Below are 23,346 nucleotides of genomic sequence, written 5' to 3'. Positions count from 1 at the left end.
CAGTGACAGGTGTAAGACGGATCGAGGGCATCTCAGTGGCGCGCAAGCAGGATGACCGGACACGACTTTCCGGTTTAGACGAGGTACCGGTCGGTGCGACCGGTCGACCCAAGCGCGACTTCGACGAACCCGCGGTTCTGCCCAGTCACGGCCCGGCGCGCATCATTTCGCTGTGCAACCAGAAGGGCGGCGTCGGTAAGACGACGACCACCATCAACCTGGGTGCCGCCCTCGCCGGCTACGGCCGCCGCGTGTTGGCCATCGACTTCGACCCGCAAGGCGCCCTCTCCGCCGGTCTCGGTGTGCCCACCCACGACGTCACCACCATCTACGACCTGCTGCTGAGCGGCTCGGTCAGCCCGCACGACGCCATCCAGAAGACGTCGGTGCACAACCTCGACATCATCCCGGCCAACATCGACCTGTCCGCCGCGGAGGTGCACCTCGTCAACGAGGTCGCCCGCGAGCAGATCCTGGCCCGCGTGCTGCGCAAGATCTCCGGCGACTACGACGTCATCCTGATCGACTGCCAGCCGTCGCTGGGCATCCTCACCGTCAACGCGCTCACGGCCAGCCACGGCGTGCTCATTCCGCTCGAGTGCGAGTTTTTCGCCCTCCGCGGTGTGGCGCTCTTGATCGAGACCATCGACAAGGTGCGTGACCGGCTCAACCCGGCCATCGAACTCGACGGCATCCTGGCGACCATGTTCGACTCCCGCACCCTGCACTCCCGCGAGGTGCTCGAGAGGGTCGTCGACGCGTTCGGCGACAGTGTGCTCGAGACGGTCATCGGCCGCACGGTCAAGTTCCCCGACGCGAGCGTCGCCGGCGTCCCGATCACCGAATTCGCACCCGAGCACGCGGCCGCCAAGGCCTACAAGCAGGCGGCGCGGGAACTGATCCAGCGTGGCGCCGTCGCCTGACGCGGACGCACCGAAGTCGTTTTCGGTCGCCCTCGGCAACTTCGAGGGTCCCTTCGACCTGCTCCTGTCCCTGATCGGCAAGCACGAACTCGACATCACCGAGATCTCCCTGAGCCGGGTCACCGACGAGTTCATCGCCTACCTGCGCGGCCTCAACCAGGACGAAGAGCTCGACCAGGCCACCGAATTCCTGGTGGTCGCGGCCACCCTGCTCGACCTCAAGGTCGTCGGGCTGCTGCCGCAGGGTGAGCTTGTCGACGCCGAAGACGTGGCTCTGCTCGAGGCCCGCGACCTGCTGTTCGCCCGGCTACTGCAGTACCGGGCCTTCAAGAGCGCGAGCGCCTGGTTCCAGGGCCAGCTCGATGCCGAGTCCACCCGGCACGTGCGGGCGGTGCGGCTGGAGGAGAAATTCCGCCGCCAGACTCCCGAGCTGGTCTGGACTCTCTCCCTCGGCGACTTCGCCGCCCTGGCCGCCCTCGCACTCACCCCGCGGGTTCTGCCCGGCGTGGGGCTCGACCACCTGCACGCGCCGCTGGTCAGCATCCGTGAACAGGCGGCCTACGTGGTACGGATGCTGCGCGCCGCCGACACGCTCACGTTCCGCGAGCTGATCGTGGGCGCCGAGGTGAAGGGCGTCGTGATCGCCCGTTTCCTGGCTGTGCTCGAGCTGTACCGCCTCGACGCCATCTCTTTCGACCAGCTCGTGCCGCTCGGCGACCTCAGCCTGCACTGGAGTGCCGAGACCTGGACCGACGACACCCTCGCCAACCTCGGAGCCGACTATGAGCATTGACACGACTATGAGCAGTGACACGACTATGAGCAGTGACACGACTATGAGCAGTGACACGACTATGAGCAGTGACACCGCCCCCGCAGCAGAGAACACAGAAAACACAGAGGGCACGGATGCCCCGCGCCCCCCGCTCGAGCGCACCCTCGAGGCCATCCTGATGGTCGCCGACGAACCGCAGGGGCTGCTGCAGCTCGCCGCGGCCGTCGACGCCACGCTGGGCGAGGTGCGCGCATCCGTCGCCCGGCTCGTGGCCGACTTCGACGGCCTCGCCGGCACCGTGCGCCGCGGCTTCGAGCTGCGCGAGGTGGCCGGCGGCTGGCGCATCTACGTGCGGCCCGAGCACGATGTGACCGTGGCCGACTTCGTGGTCACCCAGAACCCGAGCCGGCTTTCGCAGGCGGCCCTGGAGACTCTCGCCGTGATCGCCTACAAGCAACCGATCAGCCGCGGGGCTGTAGCCTCGATTCGTGCCGTTAATGTGGATTCGGTCGTGCGCACACTGCTCGGCCGCGGTCTGATCACCGAAGCGTTCACCGACAGTGAGACCGGTGCGATCAATTACGGCACCACAGACCTTCTGCTAGCCCAGCTCGGAATCAACTCGCTCGACGAGTTGCCATACCTATCGCCGTTGCTCAATGACGGCGCGAACGGATTTGAGGAATTGCCATGACAACCGACAACCAGGGGATTCAGGGGACACCCACCAATCTCGAGGCCGCCGCCGACGGCGTGCGCCTGCAGAAGGTCATGGCCTCCGCGGGCGTCGCGTCCCGACGGGTCTCCGAGGAGATGATCGCCGCCGGCCGCGTGCGCGTGAACGGCAAGGTCGTCACCGAACTGGGCCGCCGGATCCACCCCGACTCCGACCTGATCATGGTCGACAACGTCGCCGTGCAGCTGGACACCAGCCGCCGCTACGTGATGCTGAACAAGCCCGTCGGCGTCGTCTCGTCGATGCAGGACGAGAGTGGACGCCCCGACCTGCGCGAGTTCACCGACCAGTTCGAGGAGCGCCTGTTCAACGTGGGCCGCCTCGACGCGATGACGAGCGGCCTGCTGATCCTGACCAACGACGGCGATCTCGCGCACGTGCTCGCGCATCCGTCGTTCGGGGTCTTGAAGACCTACATCGCCAAGGTCGAGGGCCGCGTGTCGGCGCAGACCATCCAGCTGCTGCAGAGCGGCATCGAACTCGACGACGGGCCCATCTCCGCCGACAAGGCGCGCATCCTGACCAGCCCTCCCGGCGACGGCTTCAGCCTGGTCGAGCTCACCCTGCACTCCGGCCGCAACCGCATCGTGCGCCGCATGATGGAGTCCGTCGGCCACCCCGTCGTCGACCTCGTGCGCCGCCAGTTCGGCCCGCTGCACCTCGGCACGCTGCGCGTGGGCGCCGTGCGCGACCTGACCAAGGTCGAACTCGGGCAGCTGCTCACCGTGTCGCGGGCCGAAACCAAGATCTAGGCCCAGGTCAGGAGTTCCAGTGGTTGAATCTCGCTTGATCGGGCCCGTGCGCGTCGTGGGCGCCGGCCTGCTCGGCACCAGCATCGGCCTGGGCCTCCGCGCGCGCGGCATCGACGTCATCCTCGCCGACGCGTCGCCGACCAACCTCAGCATCGCCGTCGACTACGGCGCCGGCCGCGCCGCCACTGCCGGCGACCTGCCGCAGCTGATCGTGGTGTGCGTGCCGCCCGACGTGACGGCCGAGATCGTCGCGCGCGAGCTGGCCGCCCACCCGCAGGCGATCGTGACGGATGTCGCGAGCGTCAAGCTCGCCCCGCTGCAGGAGTTGCGCGCGCTGGGGGCCGACGTGTCCCGCTACATCGGCGGTCACCCGATGGCCGGCCGCGAACGTGGGGGACCCCTTGCCGGCCGCGCCGACCTCTTCGTCGGCCGCCCCTGGGTGGTGGCCGCGCACGACGCGATCAGCTACCAGCAGGCCACCGCGATCGACGACCTGATCCTCGACCTCGGCGCGATCCTGGTCGAGATGAGCCCCGAGGAGCACGACAGTGCGGTGGCGCTCATCTCCCATGTGCCGCAGGTCGTCTCCACGATCATGGCTCGCCGGTTGACGGATGCCGCCGGCTCGGCCCTGAACCTCGCCGGCCAGGGTCTGCGCGACGTGACCCGCGTCGCGGCCAGCGACCCCGAGCTGTGGGTGCAGATCCTCGGCGCGAACGCCGAACCCGTGCGGGACATCCTGCTTGCCTACCGCGACGACCTCGACCGCTTCATCGACGCCTTGGAAGCCCCCGCCGCACCGGGCGCGCGCCGCAAGGTGGCCGAGGAACTCGCCGGCGGCAACGCCGGGGTGGCCCGCCTGCCCGGCAAGCACGGCCAGGACCGCCGCTTCGTGTCGCTCAGCGTGATGGTCGACGACACCCCCGGGCAGCTGGCCCGACTCCTCAACGAGGTCGGCGAGGTCGGGGTCAACCTCGAAGACCTCCGCCTCGAGCACTCACCGGGCGCCCAACTGGGCCTGGCCGAAATTTCTGTACTCCCTGAGGCCGTTGGTCGCCTCACCGAAGAGCTGGCCGCCCGCGGCTGGCGGATTGCTGGTTAATCATGGGTCGTCACTCAAGCCCCCACATCGTCGCCATCGACGGGCCGGCCGGCAGCGGCAAGTCCAGCGTCAGCCGCGCCGCCGCCAGGCGCATCGGCTTCGACTACCTCGACACGGGCGCCGCGTACCGGGCCTTCGCCTGGTTCGTCAGCGACCGGGGCATCGACCCGGAGAACACCGACGCCGTCGTGGCCGCCCTGGGCGACTTCGACTACTCCATCGGCATCGCCCCCGACGAGCACGTCGTTCGGGTCGGCCGGGCGGATGTCACCGACGCGATCCGCGACCCCGCCGTCTCCGCCATCGTCAGCTCCGTGGCCCGCATCCCGGAGGTGCGCACGCACCTGACGGAGCTGTTTCGCGCCATCGCGGCAAGCTCCAAGCGCACCGGAATCGTGATCGAGGGCCGGGACATCACCACCGTGGTCGCCCCCACCGCCGAGATCCGCATACTGCTCACGGCTTCCGAGGAGGCTAGAATGGTTAGGCGCTCTGCGGAAATATCGACCCAATCGACTGAAACCGTGGCGGAGCAGCTGCGATCGAGGGATCGCGCTGACTCACAGGTTGTCGAATTCATGAGCGCCGCAGACGGTGTGACCACCGTCGACTCCACCCATCTCGACTTCGAACAGACCATTGACGCGGTCCTCGACGTCATCAATACCTACCGCGAGGCCATCGCATGACCAACAACAACGACTTCGACGACACGATCCCCGACCCCGACACCGAACTGGTGACGCGCCTGGACGATCTCGACGACGACCTGGTGACGCAGCGCGCCGCCGCCCTCCGCACCGGATTGAACGAGTACGACCTCGCGGACGAGGACTTCGACGTTCTTGACACGGTGACGGAAGACCCCGACGCCATCCAATACCTGCCGGCCCTGCCGGTCATCGCCATCGTCGGCCGCCCGAACGTGGGCAAGTCCGCGCTCGTGAACCGCATCCTCGGCCGCCGTGAGGCCGTCGTGGAGGACACCCCCGGGGTGACCCGCGACCGCGTCACCTACAAGGGTGAATGGCACGAACGCCGCTTCAGCCTCGTCGACACCGGCGGCTGGGAGCCCGACGCCAAGGGCATCGACGCATCCGTCGCCGCGCAGGCCGAACTCGCCATTGAACTCTGCGACGTCGTCATGTTCGTCGTCGACGCCAACGTGGGACCGACCTCCACCGACGAGGCCGTCGTGCGCCTGCTGCGCAAGGCCGGCAAGCCCGTCTTCCTCGTCGCCAACAAGGTCGACGACATCCGCCAGGAGCCTGAGGCCGCGAGCCTCTGGGCGCTCGGCCTCGGCCAGCCCTGGCCCGTCTCGGCCCTGCACGGCCGCGGCGTCGCCGACCTGCTCGACGCGATCCTCGAGGAACTCCCCGAAATCTCCGCCGTCGCCAAACAGGAAGTCGGCGGACCACGCCGCGTCGCGATCCTCGGCCGACCGAACGTGGGCAAGTCGAGTCTTCTGAACAAGGTCGTCGGCGAGGAGCGCGTTGTTGTCAACGAGCTAGCCGGAACCACGCGCGACCCCGTCGACGAGCAGGTCGAGCTCGGCGGCAGGGTGTGGCGCTTTGTCGACACGGCCGGCATCCGTCGTCGCGTGCACCTTTCGCAGGGCGCCGACTTCTACGCCTCACTGCGCACCAGCGCCGCCCTGGAAAAGGCCGAGGTGGCCGTGGTCCTGATCGACGTGACCGAGGTGATCAGCGAGCAGGACGTGCGCGTGATCGACCTGGTGCTCGAATCCGGTCGCGCCCTCGTGCTGGCCTTCAACAAGTGGGACCAGATCGACGACGACCGTCGCCGCTACCTGGAACGTGAGATCGAGCAGGACCTGGCGCACGTCTCCTGGGCTCCGCGGGTGAACATCTCGGCCAAGACCGGCCGCCACATGGAGAAGCTCGTTCCGGCCCTCGAGACCGCTCTCGAAGCCTGGGACACCCGCATCGCCACCGGCAAGTTCAACGCGTTCCTCGCCGAGCTGGCCGCGTCGCACCCGCACCCCGTGCGCAGCGGCAAGCAGCCCCGCATCCTGTTCGGCACCCAGGCCTCCAGCCGCCCGCCGACCTTCGTCATCTTCACCACCGGGTTCCTCGACCCGGGCTACCGTCGCTACATCCAGCGTCGCCTGCGCGAGGTTTACGGCTTCGAGGGAAGCCCGATCAACATCAGCATGCGCGTGCGCGAGAAGCGCAAGCGCTAGCCGCTCAGCGCTGAACGCTCAGCGCTCCGCACGACCAAAGGCCCCGACCGGGAGATGTCTCATCTCCGGGCCGGGGCCTTTCCTGTCGTCTACACCCCGAGTTCCATCACGACCCGGTCTTTCCGCACCCGCGCCACCTCCACGAACCCGGCCGCAGCGAACAGCGACATGGTGCCGTGGTACAACTCCGCCGACGGCGCCTTCGGGCGCAGCGCCACATCCACCGGGTACCCCTCCACCACCCGGGCACCGCCGCCGCGGGCCTGCGCGACCGCCCCGCGCAGCAGCGCCGCCGCCACCCCGCGCCGCCGATACCCGACCCGCACCACGAAGCACGTCACCGCCCACACGGATGCGTCGTCGGGCTCCTGCCAACTGCCCTCCGTGACCACCTTCGCCCGTTGCAGTCTCGAATACGCCATTTTGGGCTCGACCGCGCACCACCCGACCGACTCCCCGTCGAGATACGCGATCACGCCCGGTCCGGGGGCGCTGGCCTGCACCTGCTCCCGCAGCATCCCGACACACGCTTCCGAGGTGGCGTTCTGGAACTCCCGGTTCGCCAGCTTGAAGTACTGGCACCAGCATCGTGCCGGGTCGCCGAGGATGCCGAACACCAGGCTTACGTCTTCCCACGGCACGGATGCGACGGCTTCGACCCTGACTTCGCGCTCTGCTGGCATGCACTCACGCTACGCCCGCAGAGTCGCACCGCCGCGCTGTGCGTGCGCCGCTTCGCGCGTGGCACGCCACCCGCGAAGCGGCGCAGCCCCCGCGTAACGCTGGCGCGCACCATGAGGACACCTGCCCGCAGATTCCGCGCTCAAGCGACGGATGGTGTCCGCAAGCGCTCCCGGGACGCGGTAAGATATTCTAGTTGTCTCCTGCTGGTTCTGTTCGCTGGAATCGTTGCAGGAGCGGCGGGCTGTGGCGCAGCTTGGTAGCGCACTTGACTGGGGGTCAAGGGGTCGCAGGTTCAAATCCTGTCAGCCCGACCAAATGTCCCGGAAACTCAAGGGTTTCCGGGACTTTTTTGGTTAAGAGATTTGATTGTGTCATCACTACGTCATCACTTTCAGCCCATTTCCGCCGTTGAGCCGGCCCTGCCGTGCGAGGCGCTGAGGTCGGTTTCGGTTCCTCCCGATCGTCCGGGATCGCCCGGCACACCTTCTGGGTATGAGCATTCACAACGAGAACCCAACCTCTCCTTCCACCGACGACTGGGGCCTGGAGCCCCTGATGGACGTCCACGAGCTGGCCTCCTACCTGGGCATCCCGATCTCCACCGTCTACGACTGGCGGGTGCACGGCAAAGGCCCGGCCGCGTACCGGTTCGGCAAACACCTCAAGTTCGCCATTTCCGATGTGCGAGCCTGGATCGCCCAGCAGCGCGAACCCACCAGCTAGCCCAGGCGTCCCGATCGGCGGTGAGCTGAAATGCCCCGGCAACGGTTGACCATCGGCACCTTCGGCGACATCACTACCCGAAAGTTACCGTCCGGCCGATTTGCGGCAAGGACCCGTTATCGAGACTGGGACGGCCACGCACGTTTGGTGCAGGCCAGCGGCGCCACTGCCAAGGCCGCTGAACGGGCACTGAAGGCGAAGATCGCCGACCGGGACCTGTTTCAACCCGCCGACACGTCCCTCACCCCGGACAGCCTGTTTAGCCACCTGGTGACCTACTGGTTGGAGGACATCGACCTGGAGGACCGGATTTCGAAGACCACCCGCAACCTCTACGAGCGCAACATGCGCACCCTCGTCTCACCTGCCTTTGATCACCTAACGTTGCGGGAGATCGGTGTGGCCCGGTGCGACAAGTTCATCAAGCAGTTGGCGAAGATCTCCTACAATCGCGCCAAGCAGGCCCGGGTGGTGCTGCGGCTCGCCCTGGAGCTGGCTGTGCGGCACGAAGTCTTGCCGCGCAACCCGATGGACCACGTCGCCCGGCTGCACCGCGAGCCGCACGTCCCCGCCGCGCTCATGGCCCCCGAGGTCAACGTGATCCGCGCGGCGATCGCCCAGTGGGAAAGCGCCGTCAACCACACCTCCGGCCCCAAGCCCGACGGCCAGCTCGGCGCAATGATCGAGGTGATGCTCGGCACCTCGGCCCGAATCGGCGAGGTCCTGGCCATCCGCCGCCGGGACGTCGACATCACCAGCCCCGTACCCTCCATCCGCCTGGCCGGCACCATCGTCAGCCGCAAGGGGGAGCAGACCTTCCGGCAGGACCACCCCAAAACCGCCAAGTCCACCCGCGTCGTCGCCATCCCCACCTTCACCTCCGACGCGGTCCGCCGCCGGCTCGCCAAAGTCGGGAGTATGGGCCTGGATGACCTGCTGTTCCAATCCCGGGACGGAACCCCGCTGACCACCGCGAACGTGCGCCGACAGCTCCGACAGGTGCTCGAGGGAGCCGGCATTAATGGGGTGACCCCGCACATGTTCCGCCGCACGGTTGCGACCGCCGTCAACACCAATGCCAGCATCGAACTCGCTGCCGAGCTACTCGGCCACACCGACACCAGGGTCACGGTGATGCACTACATCCAACGCAACGAACTCGTGAACCCGGCCACCGCCGCGCTCCTCGACCGGGCGTTCGCAAAAGACGAAGACTGAACACGGTGCTGCCACGGTGGCAGCACCGTGCCATCTGGGGATTCGCTGCCTCGAACAGAATCTGCGACCCGAACGCCGTTGCTGTCCTGGCGGGCAGTCGCGATGGATACTGACCTGTCGCGGTGCCGCCACCGCGGCGGCACCGTGTCATCTGGGGTTTTGCCCTTCCGCAGGGAATCCTCGCCTCGGACCGCCGCACTCATTGACCGGCGTTGGCGAGAGACGAGTACCGTTCACGGTTGGGCCACGGTGGCCCCACCGTCCCATCTGGAGTTTTACCGAAAGCCCGAGAATCAGGCCGTCGATGCAACGTGCAGACCTTCAACAATGTACCTTCCATTTTGCGCCTAGGATCGATCGTTTTCAATCGTTCTATCCTTGAAAGCGGAAGAACGCCCGTAGCTTCCTTGGCGGTCATCCTGTGGGTCCATCATTCTCTTTGGATACGCTCCCGCCTTCGCCCAGCTCGCTCATCTCGCTCTGCTGTTCTGTCGTGAGGTCAGCTTCCACCGCGAGAGGGTCAGCGCCCGATCAGCGTCCTCGTCGAGCCGATGCTCGACGAACAGTGCCCTGGCGGCGGCCGGATTGGGGCCAGCGTCTGCTCCTATTCGCGCTTCCGGCTGACATGCCAATTATGCGTTTGCGGGAAGGTTTGCCCCTTCACCAGCTTCGAACTCTCGGAACCACGAAGGACGACTTTCAGGTGTGGTTTCCTGAAGCGTTGCTTTCGCGGCCGCCAATACCGTTGCAAACCAGACGATGTCCTCCACCCTGGAGATAACTTTCGTGCCAGCCTCACTCTGATTCTCTCTTCCAGACCCGGCGTCGGAGAGTGCAATTGGTATTTGGGACTCGAGGGCAGCTGCGTTCGCGAGGGGCTCGGGACCCGCTAACCGCATGCGAGCTGACGCCTTCACAAATGGCTCAAAGTTCCCAGCTGGGGTGCGCTTTCGGCCAGCGTCAGCGAAAACCAGCGGATAGAGGCTCCAAGACGCGCCACAGAAGGGCTGAATGGAGACCAGCCCGGCGTTCGCGCCCCTTTCGGGTGTTACCGAATCCGTATACATCTCCAGCGCCAGCGACTTGGGATAGGGGTCGACGTAAACAATCCTGAGCACTCCGCTTGCGACGATTAGGCGCATGCACATGTGGCATGGAAAAGCTGTCGTGTATAGCGTTGCGCCCTTAACAGAGATGCCCAATCTAGCGGCTTGCATCAGCGCCGACATCTCAGCGTGCACGATGCGTCCGAATTCGATAAGCGACATCATTCGGGTCTGATTTAGGTCGGCACTCTCGGATTCCATGATCGCTGTCAGCCGTGCCTCAGCGGATTTGTCCGAAAGTTCGGACGATAGGAAGCCCCCTTTATTGAGGGCTGACACCAATTCATTGAGGGTCCGACGGGTTTGCTTCTTGTTGTAATCGCCACCCGTTGTGAAGTCCCGTCCGTCCGCAGGGTCGCCCGCCCAATATTCGCCGCCACCAGCCTTCGGGACCTCGTTTGAACCGGTCGAAACTATCTCACCCTCCGACGTCGTAATCACGGCGCCAACCTGTCTGCCTGGATCGGCAGAACGAAGTGAAGCGCCGAAAGCATGATGCATTGCTACTTCATCGCGCGTCGGTGTCAGAAAAGGATCTCCGAACAAAAGGCCCACCAGCCGAGCAACCTCAGATCCCACGTCTTCACTCATGTCAATGAGATAGTCAGCTTGGGAGTAGACGTCCCTGCCCTGCTGCCCAAACTTGTTCTCGATGTCTTTCTCATCTCGTCTCATCAGTTCGCCAGCCGCTGATCCCGGCAAGGAATCCTGTGACTCGTCGCGCAGCTGCGTCGATAAGTTCCTTAGTCGTGTCATCGCATCTTGCTGGACGCCGACGAGTACGAATCGTTTGCCATACGTCTGCCTGAGGAGGGAAACCTCGTCTTCATGCTTCAGAGTGCGGAGGAGCCAAGCGAACCGACGCGCGCGAGTATTTGTGCCTCGAAGGTCAAGCATGCGGGCTGCCGCGATTGCGGCCAATGCATCACCGCTCTTATAGCTATCTCGAAGCTCATCGCCTTTGTCCATGCGGGCCGTGTAGTAGCCAAATGACTCGGTCGCGGCTCTGTCTACATCGAGCAATTGGCTAAGGCGAATCGTTTCGGATTGATAAGCGTACACGCGGAGCTCGTCTTGGAGACGAGCCAATAGTGCGTCGAGATCCGTACCGATGGGTGCGACAAATCCGATGACTATCTCGAAATCCGGCACACGCTTGGCGTCTACTAGCAACTTTCCCCAATGAGAATAGGATCGCCCGCGCCGATAGGCGCGTGACTTGTTCACCGTACCGCCAGTTTCGTCGTGTCTTGAGCTTCAAGATTGGGATGCGGGGTCATTGATCGCCGATCCTGCCCGCTTCGACTCGGGTGGGCGCGTCTGGGACTTGTTCGGAACAAAGGCCGAGCGAGCCCCCAAAAACGGCAGTCGACGACAAGCCGGTCTTCGCATACGCAATCAGACTCCCGCAGCCGCAACGCGGCATCGCCGACGCAGTCGACGCGCCGGCCGCCAAGACGCTGCCGGACCTCCAGCACTCCGTGAAGTGGGACATGGCGCAATACGGCGTCGGCGACGGGTGGCGGTCTAGCTGCGGCGGCTTCGCGGGCCACGTCAAGCTCATGTTCTTCAATGGCGCCGCGCTCGAGCCGGTACCTTCGGTGAAGACCCCCCAAACGCGTCGACACGGCGGGGACGTCAGGTGATAAACCACTTTTGGCCAGCCTTCTCGATACGGTTCAACGAACGGTCGCAGACGGCCACGGGGGGATCCGATGATCAGTAACGCGCGGCACTCGCATGATGCGAGCAGATCAACGAGCTTCGCACCGTGATGGCCGAAATCAGCACTACGTTCTGCTTGGTGAAATCATCGTCAAAGACTGGGCGGAGAACGCCCGCGCGACCGACTTGCTCGACTATGCGCACCTTCGACGGTATTGCACCGCACGCCGGGACAAGTCTTCATGAGTGACACCGTTCTGCCGCTCTCCCTAATGAACCGCGATCGTTTTCTCGCGCTTTTCTACGACGCAGAACGGTTCGATATCCACGCCAAGACCGTGATGCATTTGCACGTGCTTCGCGTGGACGGAGGCGCCTTTGCTATCAAGCCGCTGTTCAAGGAGCTGGTGAATAACAGCGTCAGCTACGTGCTCTCGCGCCAGAACTTGCAGAAACTACTGCAGGACCCAAGCCGTATGGGTGAGTTCTTTAGAAAGACCCAGGCACAGTTCAAGGCACCGGATTCCAACGCGGGTGAGGGCGGCGAACTCCTTCTTTACTCGTTTCTTGAAGGCCACCTTGGTGCCCCGAAGATACTCTCGAAAATGGAACTCAAGACGTCCTCGGAACACTACGTACATGGCACAGATGGCGTGCACCTGCTCGAAGTGGTGCATGGGGATTACCAGCTGATCTTTGGTGAATCAAAGATGTACGGAGATGCGACGGGCAAGATTGGATCGAGTCCCGGTCGCGGCGTAAAGGCCGCGTTCGAGTCGATGGGCAAGGTACAAGAAGATGACTTCGATTTCGACACTTGGCTCGTCGAGTCGGAGCTGCTGAAAGAGAATCTCGACGAAAGCAAGATTGAGTTGCTAGCGTCCATCCTCTTACCGCCCGCGGCAGGCACTCCGTCGATTACGAAATCGAATGCCTTCGGTGTCTTCATCGGCTACGAGCTTGATGTGACCACGTATCCATTTGCCATCCATACAGCGGTAGAAATTGAGACCCATCTTCGAACGCTGGCGCTCAGCGCGCTTGAGGCCGAGGTAGCAACGATCAAGGCTGAGATCGAGAAGCGCGGCCTGGGCGGCTACCAGTTCCACATATATGCGGTTCCGTTCCTGAAGCAAAACGTCAACGGGATGGTTCGTGGAATTGAGGACATTCGCATCGACCTCGCGTCTGAGTTGAGCGGCAAGAACTTGCGCCCGCCCAAGGAGAAGACAAAGAAGTGACATCTCGAACCGCAGCTGACGTTCTCAGCGACATGATCGTTGGACGCCCGGACTTCCAAGCGGCGCAGGCAAGCCTTGAACGCGCTGTTGCAGAGTCGTTCCTTTCTGGAGACGTGATTCAGCCCGTCGCCTCGGCCGATGCGAAGCACCTACTGCGCTACGCGGACGTGCTGTCGCACTCTAGTGAGCCTCGCCATCGAGAGCTCGCCTATACGACCATTGCCTTGCTTCGTGAATATGACGCGGTGACGGGATTCGATCAGGAACTGAGCGATCGAGTGCTGGCAATTGCCGAGGCCGTTCTGGTGCAGCTCGGAAACTTCCCTGGACTTCGGACGCTACAGCAGGGTGTCGGTAGCCGATATGCCCTGCCCCTGTCTCGTGGCACGTTGCGTATCGCCAAGGAAGTCCTCCAGCGAACGAACAAGGGGGACGCGATCCTCACCGATACGCAGTACGCCATCACCGAGAAAATGCGCGGTGAGGATTACTTCAGCTTCTCGGGTCCGACCTCGCTAGGCAAGTCCTTCATAATCAAGGATGCGCTGTACGACATTGTTCGGCGCGAAGAGTTGAACGAGCACTGCGTTGTCATCCTGGTGCCCACCAAGGCGCTGATCGGGCAGACAGCTGCTGACCTCCGTAACCTCCTCGCGGAGGTGCCAGAGGTGAACGTAGCCACGTACCCCTCGCTACCCAAACTGCTCCGCCAGAAATATCGACGCACTATCTTTGTTCTGACTCCAGAGCGGCTGCTCCGATATCTCGCGAACCCGGTGCGTGAGATCGACTACCTCATCGTTGATGAGGCGCAGAAGGTCATCGCGAAGAACGACGCTCGTAGCTCGCTCTATTACCACGCGATCGTGGAGGCCACGCGACGATTCGCGACAAAGCTAGTCTTCGCCTCGCCAAGTATCGAGAACCCCGAGCTGTTTCTGGAATTATTCGGCCGGGCCACAAACGGGGTAATCTCAGTGCGCGAACGAACTGTCGCGCAGCAGCGTTACTTCGTTGATCTGGTCAGCAGGAAGCAGTACTACTTCTCGGGACTCGATACTAAGCCGCAGGAACTGCGCGATCCTCCAGCTCAGGGCGACGTGCTCGATCTAATTCTGTCTCGAAGCGGCGACCGCAAGGCGATCATCTACATCAACGGATCGTTGAAATCAGCTGAGTTCGCATTGCGGCTCGCGGAACGTCGCGGCCCGGTACCCCACGAAAGGGTCGAGGACTTGATCAAACACGTCCGCGAGTACGTGCACAAGGACTACTTTCTCGGTACTACGCTTAGCCGCGGCGTCGCCTTCCACCACGGCAAGATGCCGCAGGAAGTGCGAGAACGCGTCGAGCAAGCATTCGCGGACCCTGACTCTCCCATCCAGTTCGTGGTGTGCACATCGACTCTTCTTGAGGGCGTGAACCTTCCGGCGAAGAACATCTTCGTCTTGAGTGATAAGCACGGAAACAGCACGTTCACCAAGATCGACTTCGAGAACCTCGCAGGTCGGGCCGGACGTCTCACCTACGATTTCTCCGGCAACGTCGTATGCGTGCGCGAGGAAGCGAATCGGTGGGCGGGCGGCACACGTGCGTTAATCCCCCGGGCTGAGCCAGCCCGCGCGGAGAGCTTCCTAGTAAAGCCGGCGAACAACCGAAAGAAGGAGTACACCGACATCGCGCGGATCTTGCGCGGCGAAGACCTCCCGGGCAAAACCTCGGCTGATCACCGAAGGAGTGTCGAGCAGTACGCGTCGATCCTAACGTTGCACCAGATCGACAATCAGCAGACGCCATTGCGAAGCTACTTCCTCGACAAGGTGCCCGATGGCCGTGATCTGTTGAAGAAGGTCGCTGCTTCCGTCGCAGTGCCTCCGGATGTGTTGCGACGCTCGCCGAATATTTTGCCCAAGTATCAGGATCGAGTCTGGAACGAGCTCACTACAGCATCGGCTGAACCACTGGTGGCTGGTGATGCTGATCTAACCGACGTCCAGACCTTTCTCAGCGTGCTCAGCCGGCTCAGCAAACTCTACGGCTGGCGTTCGACGGAGGTTTCCGGCACCGATCCGCTGATGCCAAGAAACGCTGACGACGCCGGGTGGGAACGGCGCCTCTTCTACTGGGCTCTTCTCATGCGCGGATGGGTCCGCGGCGACCCAATCAACCGAGTAATTTCGAGCTCCATCGCCTACTACGCACAGCGAGGTTGGATCTCATATCGCGACTACTCCCGCGAGGAGAGTCTCGTCACCGAGCCATTCAACCGACAGTCAGCGAAGCACGTCAACCTCATCATCGAGTGGACACTTCGGGACATTGAGGGTGGGCTGCGGTTCCGCATAATTGGCTACCTGCAGAACTTCTTCGATGTAAGCGTCATGTCGCTCGGGCGAGAAGCGTCCGGAATCAACGTCGCCGCACTTGTGGAGTACGGCACTGCCGACCCGCGGGCGATTCAACTGCAGGAGGTCGGTTTCGGCCGAACGGTCGCGGCAGAGATCCTGTCAGACCATCTCGACGCTTTGCAGTTCTCCCACGCGCACGAGCTTGAGGACTTCGACCACGAGGCGATCCTCAAGAGCATTAACCTCTCGGACGAGGCTCGCGTGGAGGTCGAGAACATCATGGTCAAGGTCGACACCAAAGTCGGTGCGTGACTTGCACGACGACTTTGATCCGCGTCTACTATTACCGCTCCACCAAGTCGACTTTGAGGAACTCCAAGAGGTCGTGACCGAGGAGCCGTTTGTTCGAGAGGGATTCGAGCTCTTGAAGGAAGCGTCGATTCTTCTTGCGGTGGTCGCCGGCATTCGCACTGAGCGTCTCAGGAATGGATTGAGTCGCGATCAGGCGATCATCGTCGGGCACTACGCGCGCATGACGAAGCTCATGAAGAGTCTGATCCGGCAGTTGTCCGACGGGCATGGCGGTGACCAGCAGATCGCGGTGAGCCGCGAGTTCATGGACTCGGTTTCGACCGTAATGTATCTGCTTCGGGATCCTGGCGACGGGGCTCGATATACGTCCTACGTGATGGACAGCCTGATTGCTGAGCGAGAATTTCTTAAGGACGTGCGTGAACAAGTCGCGCAGCGCGGCGGCGTGATGCTCCCCATAGAAGAGCGCATCAACCGTTCAATCGCAGATACCCTCTCCGCGGCCGGCGTGCGTGAGAAGGATATTCCGTCGCGCCGAAACAATGGCTGGCCGAATGCTCAGGCGAGGATCGAGTTGCTCGGGCCAACCGCCTACTCCGCCTATAGGACAGGATCCGGGGCGGTACACGGGAGCTTCACCGAAATTTACAAGAACTATCTTGACGGGACTTCAGGCGGGTTCGAAATCGAACTTCGACCGCAGCGGTTTCGTCCGCAGCCGCTGCTTTCCATGGCCCTGCTGTCGCTGATGACCTTAAGCGACTACAGCTTCAAGTTCCTGGGGGTGGCGTTGCCCCAGGTGCTTGAAGACCGCGGACGTTCTCTACTGGATGTTCTCCGTCGGGTGGATGACCTTCACGAACGCTACTTAGCGGACCGTCAGGTAGCCCGCAGCTAGAACGAGAACGAGCAGATGAAACGAGCGATCCCCTGGACAACGCCACGGGCTGGCTCGAGATCGTTTTGGAGTATCTGAGTCGAAAAGGCTCTGCATGACAGCCGTCGCGATGGATTCGAGCGAAAGGGATGGCCCTTTGTACAAGTTATCGGAGCGGCCACCACGTCGCTTCGCGACCCTGACCGCTCAAAAAAACGAGGCTGGTTAGCGCCGGGGACCTGCTCGCGCCCGTCGACGCGCGCCCGGATCAAACGGGCACTGCCCTTTCCAGTGGACCGCGCGGAGCCGGGATTCTGGTGGCAAAAGACGATATACCCGTATGGCGGTGCGCTCCGGGGTGTCTCATGGGCGGCCGGAGTATGCGCGGGCACTCCGCTCAGGACTACATTCGCAGCTGGGATGAGCCGCCTCTGCGACAGGTTGAGGTCAACCAGACCGTCGCTCCCGCGAGAAGAGATCGCCGACGTCCTGGGGGCGAATCCAGAAATCGAAGTTCTAAGCGAATATAGAGTGAATGGCCCCGGTCGGATGGAAGTGACCAGGATGAGATCGTATTCCAGGCCGGTTCTGACCAGCCAGGGCACTCTTGACTGGACTGGCGCAGCCACGCTTAGCCGTTGACCGGCCGCGATCCCCACAAGCCGGCAGCCAGAACTGACACCAACTCTCAAGAAAATGGCGCCTCAATCGCCCGCCAGCTGTACCAGATCTGAATTGCCACGCCTCTTGCAGATCGAGGCGGCACACCTCCTAGGTGACAACGGAGGAGGCCGCGGTGACGGTGTCGATGCGGGTGATGAGCGCCGGCGACGGCTACAAGTACCTGCTACGCACTGTCGCGGCTGGCGACGGGAAGCGGGCACTCTCCACGCCGTTGACCCGTTACTACAGTGCGAAGGGCACGCCACCGGGTCGATGGATGGGAAGCGGTCTGCCGGACCTTGGTTCAGGTCGCATCCTCAAGGGCGCTGAGGTCACTGAGGAGCAGCTGCAGCTGCTGATCGGTATGGGGCGTGACCCGGTCGATGGGGCGCCGCTCGGTCGCGCCTATCCCGAATACCAGAGGCCAGCTGGTCCTGTGCCGCGCGGCAGCTCTCAGGAGACTGCCATGCGGCGGCGTGCGGTTGCAGGGTACGACTTCACGTTCTCGATTCCGAAGTCGGCGAGCATCCTCTGGGGCGTGGCAGACGCAGCCACGCAGTCGCCGATCGTGCAGGCGCATCATGCCGCGGTTTCCGAGGTCGTGGCATACATGGAGCGCGAGGTCGCGGCGACGCGAACAGGAACCACCGCGTATGACGGAGCCGTGGCGCAAGTTGATGTGACGGGCCTGATCGCCACCGCGTTCGACCACTTCGACAGTCGAGCCGGCGACCCGCACCTGCACACGCACGTGGTGATCAGCAACAAAGTGCAAACCGTGCTCGACGGCAAGTGGCGCTCGCTCGACGGTCGACCGATGCACGCAGCCGTAGTCGCGCTCTCCGAACTGCATGAGTCCTTGTTCGCGGACGCCTTGACGCGATCACTGGGCGTGCGGTGGGAGATGCGGGAGCGGGGGAGGGACCGTCACCCCGCCTTGTCGATCAGTTCAGTTCCGGAGGCGCTCGTCGCGGAGTTCTCGTCGCGGTCTCGGCATATCGAAATCGCGACCGACGCGCTGATCGACGCCTACCTGGGTCGGCACGGCCGCCGGCCCGGCCCGGTGACCATCATGAAGCTCCGCGCCCAGGCGACACTATCCACGAGGCCCTCGAAAGAGGTGCGCTCGCTCGCCGAACTCACCGCGGCGTGGCGCGACCGAGCGGAGCGAGTGCTCGGCCAGGACGCGACGAAATGGGCGTCCACGGCAGCCACAACCTCGCCGGCACCTATGTTGCGTGCCGAGGACGTGCCGCGGGAGGCGATCGATGAGATCGGGTGGAGAGTGATGACATCGGTGAGCGAGAAGCGTGCGACGTGGCGGCATTGGAATCTCGCCGCCGAGGCGGCACGCCAGCTGGCGCAGCACCGGTTCGTATCGACGTTTGATCGCGAAGCCGTCATGGGCCTCGTCGTCGATGCCGCGGAGCAAGTCTCATTGCGGATCACTCCACCCGAGCTCGCGCCGACTCCGTTCTCGTTCCTGCGCGCGGACGGCACGTCCGTCTTCCGACCGAAGCACGGCACCCTCTTCACCTCGACGCAACTGCTTGACGCGGAGTCACGCCTGCTGGAGCGCGCCGCGGACACGACCGGCCCCCGAATAGCCCCGGCCACGCTTCGCGCAATCTCACAAAGGCGGCTATCAGGTGGCGTCCTGCTTTCTGACGACCAGGTCGCCGCGCTAACATCCATCGCCGACTCTGCGCGAGCCGTCGATGTCCTGGTGGGTCCGGCCGGTGCAGGCAAGACGACGGCGATGAACGCGCTTCGGCACGCGTGGGACGCCGAGCACCATGCGGGCTCGGTGGTGGGGCTCGCTCCTTCGGCCGCCGCCGCTCAAGTACTGGCAGAAGATCTCGGCATCCCAACCGAGAACCTGGCGAAGTGGTGGCAGAACCATCTCGACCACGGAGTGACCTTCCACGCCGGCCAGCTTGTCATCGTCGACGAGGCCTCCTTGGCGGGCACACTGTCCTTGGATCGGATCACCGCACTTGCCGCGAGCACCGGTGCCAAGGTTCTGCTAGTTGGCGACTACGCGCAGCTCCACTCGGTTGACGCCGGCGGCGCATTCTCCATGCTGGTCCACAACCGGGCGGATGCCCCCGAGCTCGTCGACGTGCACCGATTCACCCACGAGTGGGAGAAGACAGCCTCCCTCGGACTGCGCCAGGGCGACCCCGACTCGATCGACCATTACATCGCGCACGCCAGAGTGAGCGGCGGTGACACCGAGTTGATGATGGATGCCGCCTACACGGCCTGGCGCGCTGATAGCCGGGCGGGCGGGGCCACGGTGCTGATCAGCGACTCGAACGAGGCGGTCGCATTGCTGAATGCGCGTGCCCGAACAGAACTCATCCTCGAGGGTCGCGTTGACGCGGTCCGCGAGGTCGCACTTCATGACGGGAACCGTGCCGCTGTCGGCGACACAGTGATCACCCGCCGGAATGACCGGCGGTTGCGCAGCTCTCGAACCTGGGTGCGCAACGGAGACCGGTGGACCGTGACCGAGGTGCGGCGGAACGGCTCGGTCGACGTCCGCCAGCACGGCCACCGGCGGGGGAGCACGGTGCGGCTTCCCGCGGACTACATCAGGCACCACCTCGAACTCGGCTACGCCGTCACATCACACCGCGCGCAAGGCATCACGACCGACACCGCTCACGTCGTCGTGACCGCTGGGATGACACGCGAAAACCTCTACGTGGCAATGACGCGAGGCCGCGACACGAACAGCGCTTTCGTCGCCGTCGACCGCCCCGATGTCTCCCATGTCGGGCCGCGACCGGGCGGAGACAAGAATGCGACGGCTCGCGGTGTCCTTTTGAGCGCTCTGCAGCACGTGGGCGCCGAACAGTCCGCGCACGAAACGATCGTGGCGCAGCACAATACGTGGGGTTCCGTTGCCCTCCTCGCTGCAGAGTATGAGACCATCGCGGCAGCCGCGCAGCACGACAGATGGGCGGCATTGGTGCGCAGCAGCGGATTCTCTCCCCGCCAGGCCGAGCAGGTCATCAATTCGCCCGCATTTCGTGTGCTGGCAGTGGAACTTCGGCGAGCCGAAGCCCATCATCTCGAGGTCCAGAGCCTGCTTGCTCGCGCGGTTGCAGGACGCGGAATGGATGACGCTCAGGATGTTGCGGCGGTTCTGTGTTCTCGACTAACGACGGCGGTCGGACGTGACGCACGCGCGCGCAGGACGCCGCGACTTATCGCAGGACTTATCCCTAAGGCAATCGGACCGATGACCTTGGAAATGCGCCAAGCTCTCGATGAGCGCTGCGACCTGATCGAATCGCGGGCGAACGCCGTACTCGACGAAGCATTGCTCGCCGGCGCCAGGTGGACTCGGGCACTCGGGCCCGTCCCACGGCGACAGGAGACAACCAGTTGGAGAGAGCAGGCGCGCACAGTGGCGGCATACCGAGACCGCTACGCAATAGCTGGCACAAAAGCACTTGGCACCGCCCCGCAAACAGAGACCCAGCGACGCGATGCCGCTCGCGCTCGTGTCGCGCTGGAGGCCGCGAAGCGTCTCGCGGAAGAACAAGACGCGTTTGCAATTCTCGGCCCGGGACGCACGGCGGGTCCTTCGCCCGTGCGCGTCCGCATGTAATAGCCAGCGTCTGCTCGCACTGCCATCGGGGCTGCCAACCGGCTTGCTTGGGCACGGATGGCCTTGCGAGACAACGACCGGGCGTCGCCTGGCGGCCGTTGTCCCCAGTTGCTTCGGCGGCTTCAAGGGGTCGTAGCAACACCGTACGAGTGAGGTGTTGGTGATGGCGTCGAGAGTGGTGTTGAAGGAGCGCGAGGACCTGTTCTGGGTTCGGGTTCGCGCGGGGATGTCGGCGGCGGCCGCGTGTGAGTCTGTGGGAGTGAATCGCAGACAGGGATATCGGTGGATCAAGGCTTCCGGCGGGCAAATACCCGTTCCGGCCGCGGCGTCTTCGGGGCGCTATCTGGGTCAAGAGGAGCGTCTGCGCATCGCGGATCTTCGGCTGGGCGGCGCAATCGCAGACAGGGATATCGGTGGATCAAGGCTTCTGGCGGGCAAATACCCGTTCCGGCCGCGGCGTCTTCGGGGCGCTATCTGGGTCAAGAGGAGCGTCTGCGCATCGCGGATCTGCGGCTGGGCGGCGCCGGCGTTCGTGCGATCGCCTGGGACCTGGGGCGCTCCGCGTCAACCCGCTTGAGCTCAATCACAATGTGTTCGCGGTGGTTTCGGGACTGTTCAATTACTCGGCTGAGCATCCTGTCCACGACGACAACGCGTCCGTCTCCATCCGTCACGGGCAAGTCGAGGTCGTCCGGTGCCAAGTCGTGTCGTCCCAGAAGGTTGGTATGGGCGTTTAGCGCAGTACGAAGGGTGTTGTCGTCGGCAGTTAGCGCGTACTCCTCGCGAAACACCCAGGTCTCCTCGGAGAGGATACGGTGCAATTGGCGTCGCTCTGTGACGAGCGTCTTGAGGGTGGAGTCATTGATAATTTCCTCAAGCCCGGTGAGGAATTCTAGGCGCCCGACGACCTGACTTCCGACGCGGAGCAGCGCTCCCAGGGAGGTCTTCTTGATGAGGTCGTTGAGCTCACGCGCGCGGAGGTACGGGATCCCAGCCATGACCTGGCCGGAATCGAATCTCTTATGGACTTATGGACTCCAGCGGTCGAAGCAGCAATCCTCGAAGTAACCCAGCCTTACCGAGAGCGGCGGCTGTGCGGAGACGGCTCCTCACTGATTGTTGACGGCTGTCTTGATCTACTCGAACCCAGAACGGGGCGTAGGATCCTGGCCATGGAGGACGGATTTGAGTCGATTGTCGCACCGCGCTGTCGTACGTGCCTGTGCTCCTATGAAGCCTCGGGGACACCCGACTATCCGTACTGGGTTTGCCCCTCCTGCGGGATCCCGCTTCTCAGTTGAGCAACCTCGGTCATGCCCTAACCGTGGCTGGGTGAGCGTGCGTTTATCGTGGCGGTTCCGCTCCGCCTGAAATTCAGTTCACCGCTGCGGGTGCCAGCCAAAGAACTTTGGCATGCGGACCTGCCCCATGTGCATGGGCGGTGCCTTGCGACACAGCTCTACTGAGAAGGGGGTAAGGCCGGCTCTATGCCGTTGTGCGTAGGATCGTGCTCATCTGACCCTGGATACGAACGAACACGCGGGTTTTGGCAAGCGCTACTCTGGCGATATGACCAAGTATGAAGATACCCCCGAGCAAGCTGAAGCCAGTTTGCAGCGCTCCAACGATGAACTGAGCAGACTCGACAACGCGCTCACGGTCGTTGAAGCGCGCTCTGAAGAGCTAGAGCGAGACATCGACGATGCCTTCGCTGCCGGTGACGGTGAGCGACAAGCCAAAGCAGAGGAAGAGATGGAAAGGGTTCAGCAGGAGGTCCAGGACATCAACACTGATCTAGTGGGTGCGCATCAGTACCATGCAGACAATCAAACGTTTTGGTTCGACAGCTGAGCCATCCCTAGCGAAACCTACTTCTTCTTCGCGTTCGCCCGGGCGAGCTTTTCCTTCAGCTTGGCGATCTTGAGTTGAGCCTCCGCGTCCTTGCGGATCTCTCGCGGCGTGCGATTGGTAGCGCCCTTGGTGCGTGCCATGTTTCCCCCAGTTGGTAGGTCCGACTATCGCTTTTTTTATCATAGATGTCGCTCGTGATTACACACGACCGGGCAGAGTCCTGACTCCCGACTTATTCGACGGAGACGATACATCCAAACTCGTAATGACGGGAGCGTTCAGATACGGTTTCGTGGAGAGCTCAGACGGGTTGACGATGAGCGGCAACTTCAGCTCCTGGACTGCTGAAACTGGTACCGGCACGGTCATTGTGCCGTAAGAGAATTGCGCGCGTTATCGATTCGAAAAAGGGGCGCACAACCCGCTCACATCGCTGACCCAGTCAATTTCGCAGGCGCTTCTGACAGCGTTCAATTCATCCGGATGATGTCGGGGCGCGAGGACCTCATTCGGTGATGTCTGTGCCCCACTCTGTCAGATCGCAG

The 23,346-nt window shown here is 63.4% G+C and carries 18 protein-coding genes and 1 tRNA gene; 16 read left to right on the top strand and 3 right to left on the bottom strand.

The features are described 5' to 3' along the window. The first annotated feature begins 2 nt into the window (after positions 1 to 2). The 7 genes from E3T40_RS04195 to der all read left to right on the top strand — a co-directional run bounded on the left by E3T40_RS04195 (position 3) and on the right by der (position 6,491). Positions 3 to 923, top strand: coding sequence for a ParA family protein (locus E3T40_RS04195; protein ID WP_369827950.1), 921 nt, complete (start codon positions 3 to 5; stop codon positions 921 to 923). Next, on the top strand, positions 907 to 1,716 hold the full coding sequence (locus E3T40_RS04190; protein ID WP_134542747.1) for a ScpA family protein: 810 nt from the start codon (positions 907 to 909) through the stop codon (positions 1,714 to 1,716). Before E3T40_RS04195 ends, E3T40_RS04190 begins: the two co-directional genes overlap by 17 nt. Positions 1,717 to 1,777: 61 nt before the next feature. Next, complete coding sequence (locus E3T40_RS04185; RefSeq protein WP_104170022.1) at positions 1,778 to 2,392, top strand: SMC-Scp complex subunit ScpB; 615 nt, start codon at positions 1,778 to 1,780, stop codon at positions 2,390 to 2,392. Next, entirely contained in the window at positions 2,389 to 3,186 is a 798-nt protein-coding gene (locus E3T40_RS04180; protein ID WP_104100394.1) for a pseudouridine synthase, read from the top strand. The genes E3T40_RS04185 and E3T40_RS04180 overlap by 4 nt, the downstream gene beginning before the upstream one ends. 19 nt (positions 3,187 to 3,205) lie before the next feature. After that, positions 3,206 to 4,288, top strand: coding sequence for a prephenate dehydrogenase (locus E3T40_RS04175; protein WP_104170021.1), 1,083 nt, complete (start codon positions 3,206 to 3,208; stop codon positions 4,286 to 4,288). A gap of 2 nt (positions 4,289 to 4,290) precedes the next feature. After that, on the top strand, positions 4,291 to 4,977 hold the full coding sequence (gene cmk / locus E3T40_RS04170; RefSeq protein ID WP_134542746.1) for a (d)CMP kinase: 687 nt from the start codon (positions 4,291 to 4,293) through the stop codon (positions 4,975 to 4,977). After that, on the top strand, positions 4,974 to 6,491 hold the full coding sequence (gene der / locus E3T40_RS04165) for a ribosome biogenesis GTPase Der (protein ID WP_104100397.1): 1,518 nt from the start codon (positions 4,974 to 4,976) through the stop codon (positions 6,489 to 6,491). Before cmk ends, der begins: the two co-directional genes overlap by 4 nt. Before the next feature lie 89 nt (positions 6,492 to 6,580). Here the strand turns inward: der and E3T40_RS04160 are convergent, their stop codons facing one another. Then, a complete protein-coding gene (locus tag E3T40_RS04160; protein WP_134542745.1) occupies positions 6,581 to 7,174 on the bottom strand; it encodes a GNAT family N-acetyltransferase in 594 nt (197 codons plus the stop codon). Positions 7,175 to 7,412: 238 nt separating this feature from the next. Here E3T40_RS04160 and E3T40_RS04155 point away from each other — a divergent pair. From E3T40_RS04155 to E3T40_RS04145, 3 genes are all read left to right on the top strand, one after another. Further along, positions 7,413 to 7,489: transfer RNA gene (locus E3T40_RS04155), tRNA-Pro, on the top strand. 178 nt (positions 7,490 to 7,667) lie between these two features. Next, the gene (locus E3T40_RS04150) at positions 7,668 to 7,898 is read left to right on the top strand and encodes an AlpA family transcriptional regulator (protein ID WP_241981667.1); all 231 of its coding nucleotides are present in this window, start codon (positions 7,668 to 7,670) and stop codon (positions 7,896 to 7,898) included. 30 nt (positions 7,899 to 7,928) lie between these two features. Continuing rightward, positions 7,929 to 9,116, top strand: coding sequence for a tyrosine-type recombinase/integrase (locus E3T40_RS04145; protein WP_134542744.1), 1,188 nt, complete (start codon positions 7,929 to 7,931; stop codon positions 9,114 to 9,116). Between the two features lie 632 nt (positions 9,117 to 9,748). Here E3T40_RS04145 and E3T40_RS04140 read toward each other — a convergent pair. Then, positions 9,749 to 11,449, bottom strand: coding sequence for a deaminase (locus tag E3T40_RS04140; protein WP_134542743.1), 1,701 nt, complete (start codon positions 11,447 to 11,449; stop codon positions 9,749 to 9,751). A 680-nt stretch (positions 11,450 to 12,129) separates the two neighbouring features. On the opposite strand from E3T40_RS04140, the gene E3T40_RS04130 reads away from it, so the two are divergent. The 6 genes from E3T40_RS04130 to E3T40_RS04105 all read left to right on the top strand — a co-directional run bounded on the left by E3T40_RS04130 (position 12,130) and on the right by E3T40_RS04105 (position 22,801). After that, the gene (locus tag E3T40_RS04130; protein ID WP_134542742.1) at positions 12,130 to 13,128 is read left to right on the top strand and encodes a DUF1837 domain-containing protein; all 999 of its coding nucleotides are present in this window, start codon (positions 12,130 to 12,132) and stop codon (positions 13,126 to 13,128) included. Continuing rightward, on the top strand, positions 13,125 to 15,788 hold the full coding sequence (locus tag E3T40_RS04125) for a DEAD/DEAH box helicase (protein ID WP_134542741.1): 2,664 nt from the start codon (positions 13,125 to 13,127) through the stop codon (positions 15,786 to 15,788). Before E3T40_RS04130 ends, E3T40_RS04125 begins: the two co-directional genes overlap by 4 nt. 1 nt (position 15,789) lies before the next feature. Then, a complete protein-coding gene (locus E3T40_RS04120; protein WP_134542740.1) occupies positions 15,790 to 16,686 on the top strand; it encodes a DUF5677 domain-containing protein in 897 nt (298 codons plus the stop codon). A 787-nt stretch (positions 16,687 to 17,473) separates the two neighbouring features. Continuing rightward, positions 17,474 to 20,950 carry a MobF family relaxase gene (gene mobF, locus E3T40_RS04115; RefSeq protein ID WP_134542760.1) on the top strand — a complete coding sequence of 1,159 codons (3,477 nt, stop codon included), beginning with the start codon at positions 17,474 to 17,476 and terminating at the stop codon, positions 20,948 to 20,950. A gap of 282 nt (positions 20,951 to 21,232) precedes the next feature. Next, positions 21,233 to 21,862, top strand: coding sequence for a helix-turn-helix domain-containing protein (locus tag E3T40_RS17525; protein ID WP_166786573.1), 630 nt, complete (start codon positions 21,233 to 21,235; stop codon positions 21,860 to 21,862). Positions 21,863 to 22,519: 657 nt separating this feature from the next. Beyond that, on the top strand, positions 22,520 to 22,801 hold the full coding sequence (locus E3T40_RS04105) for a hypothetical protein (protein WP_134542739.1): 282 nt from the start codon (positions 22,520 to 22,522) through the stop codon (positions 22,799 to 22,801). A 17-nt stretch (positions 22,802 to 22,818) separates the two neighbouring features. On the opposite strand, the gene E3T40_RS17270 is transcribed toward E3T40_RS04105, so the two are convergent. Further along, positions 22,819 to 22,941, bottom strand: coding sequence for a hypothetical protein (locus tag E3T40_RS17270; RefSeq protein WP_255453795.1), 123 nt, complete (start codon positions 22,939 to 22,941; stop codon positions 22,819 to 22,821). Positions 22,942 to 23,346: the final 405 nt, after the last annotated feature.

Origin of the sequence: Cryobacterium sp. TMT1-19, assembly GCF_004403055.1 — a bacterium.
Lineage (GTDB): Bacteria > Actinomycetota > Actinomycetes > Actinomycetales > Microbacteriaceae > Cryobacterium > Cryobacterium sandaracinum.
Note: the sequence above shows the minus strand (reverse complement) of the source record. Positions and strands in the feature narration are given on the sequence as shown.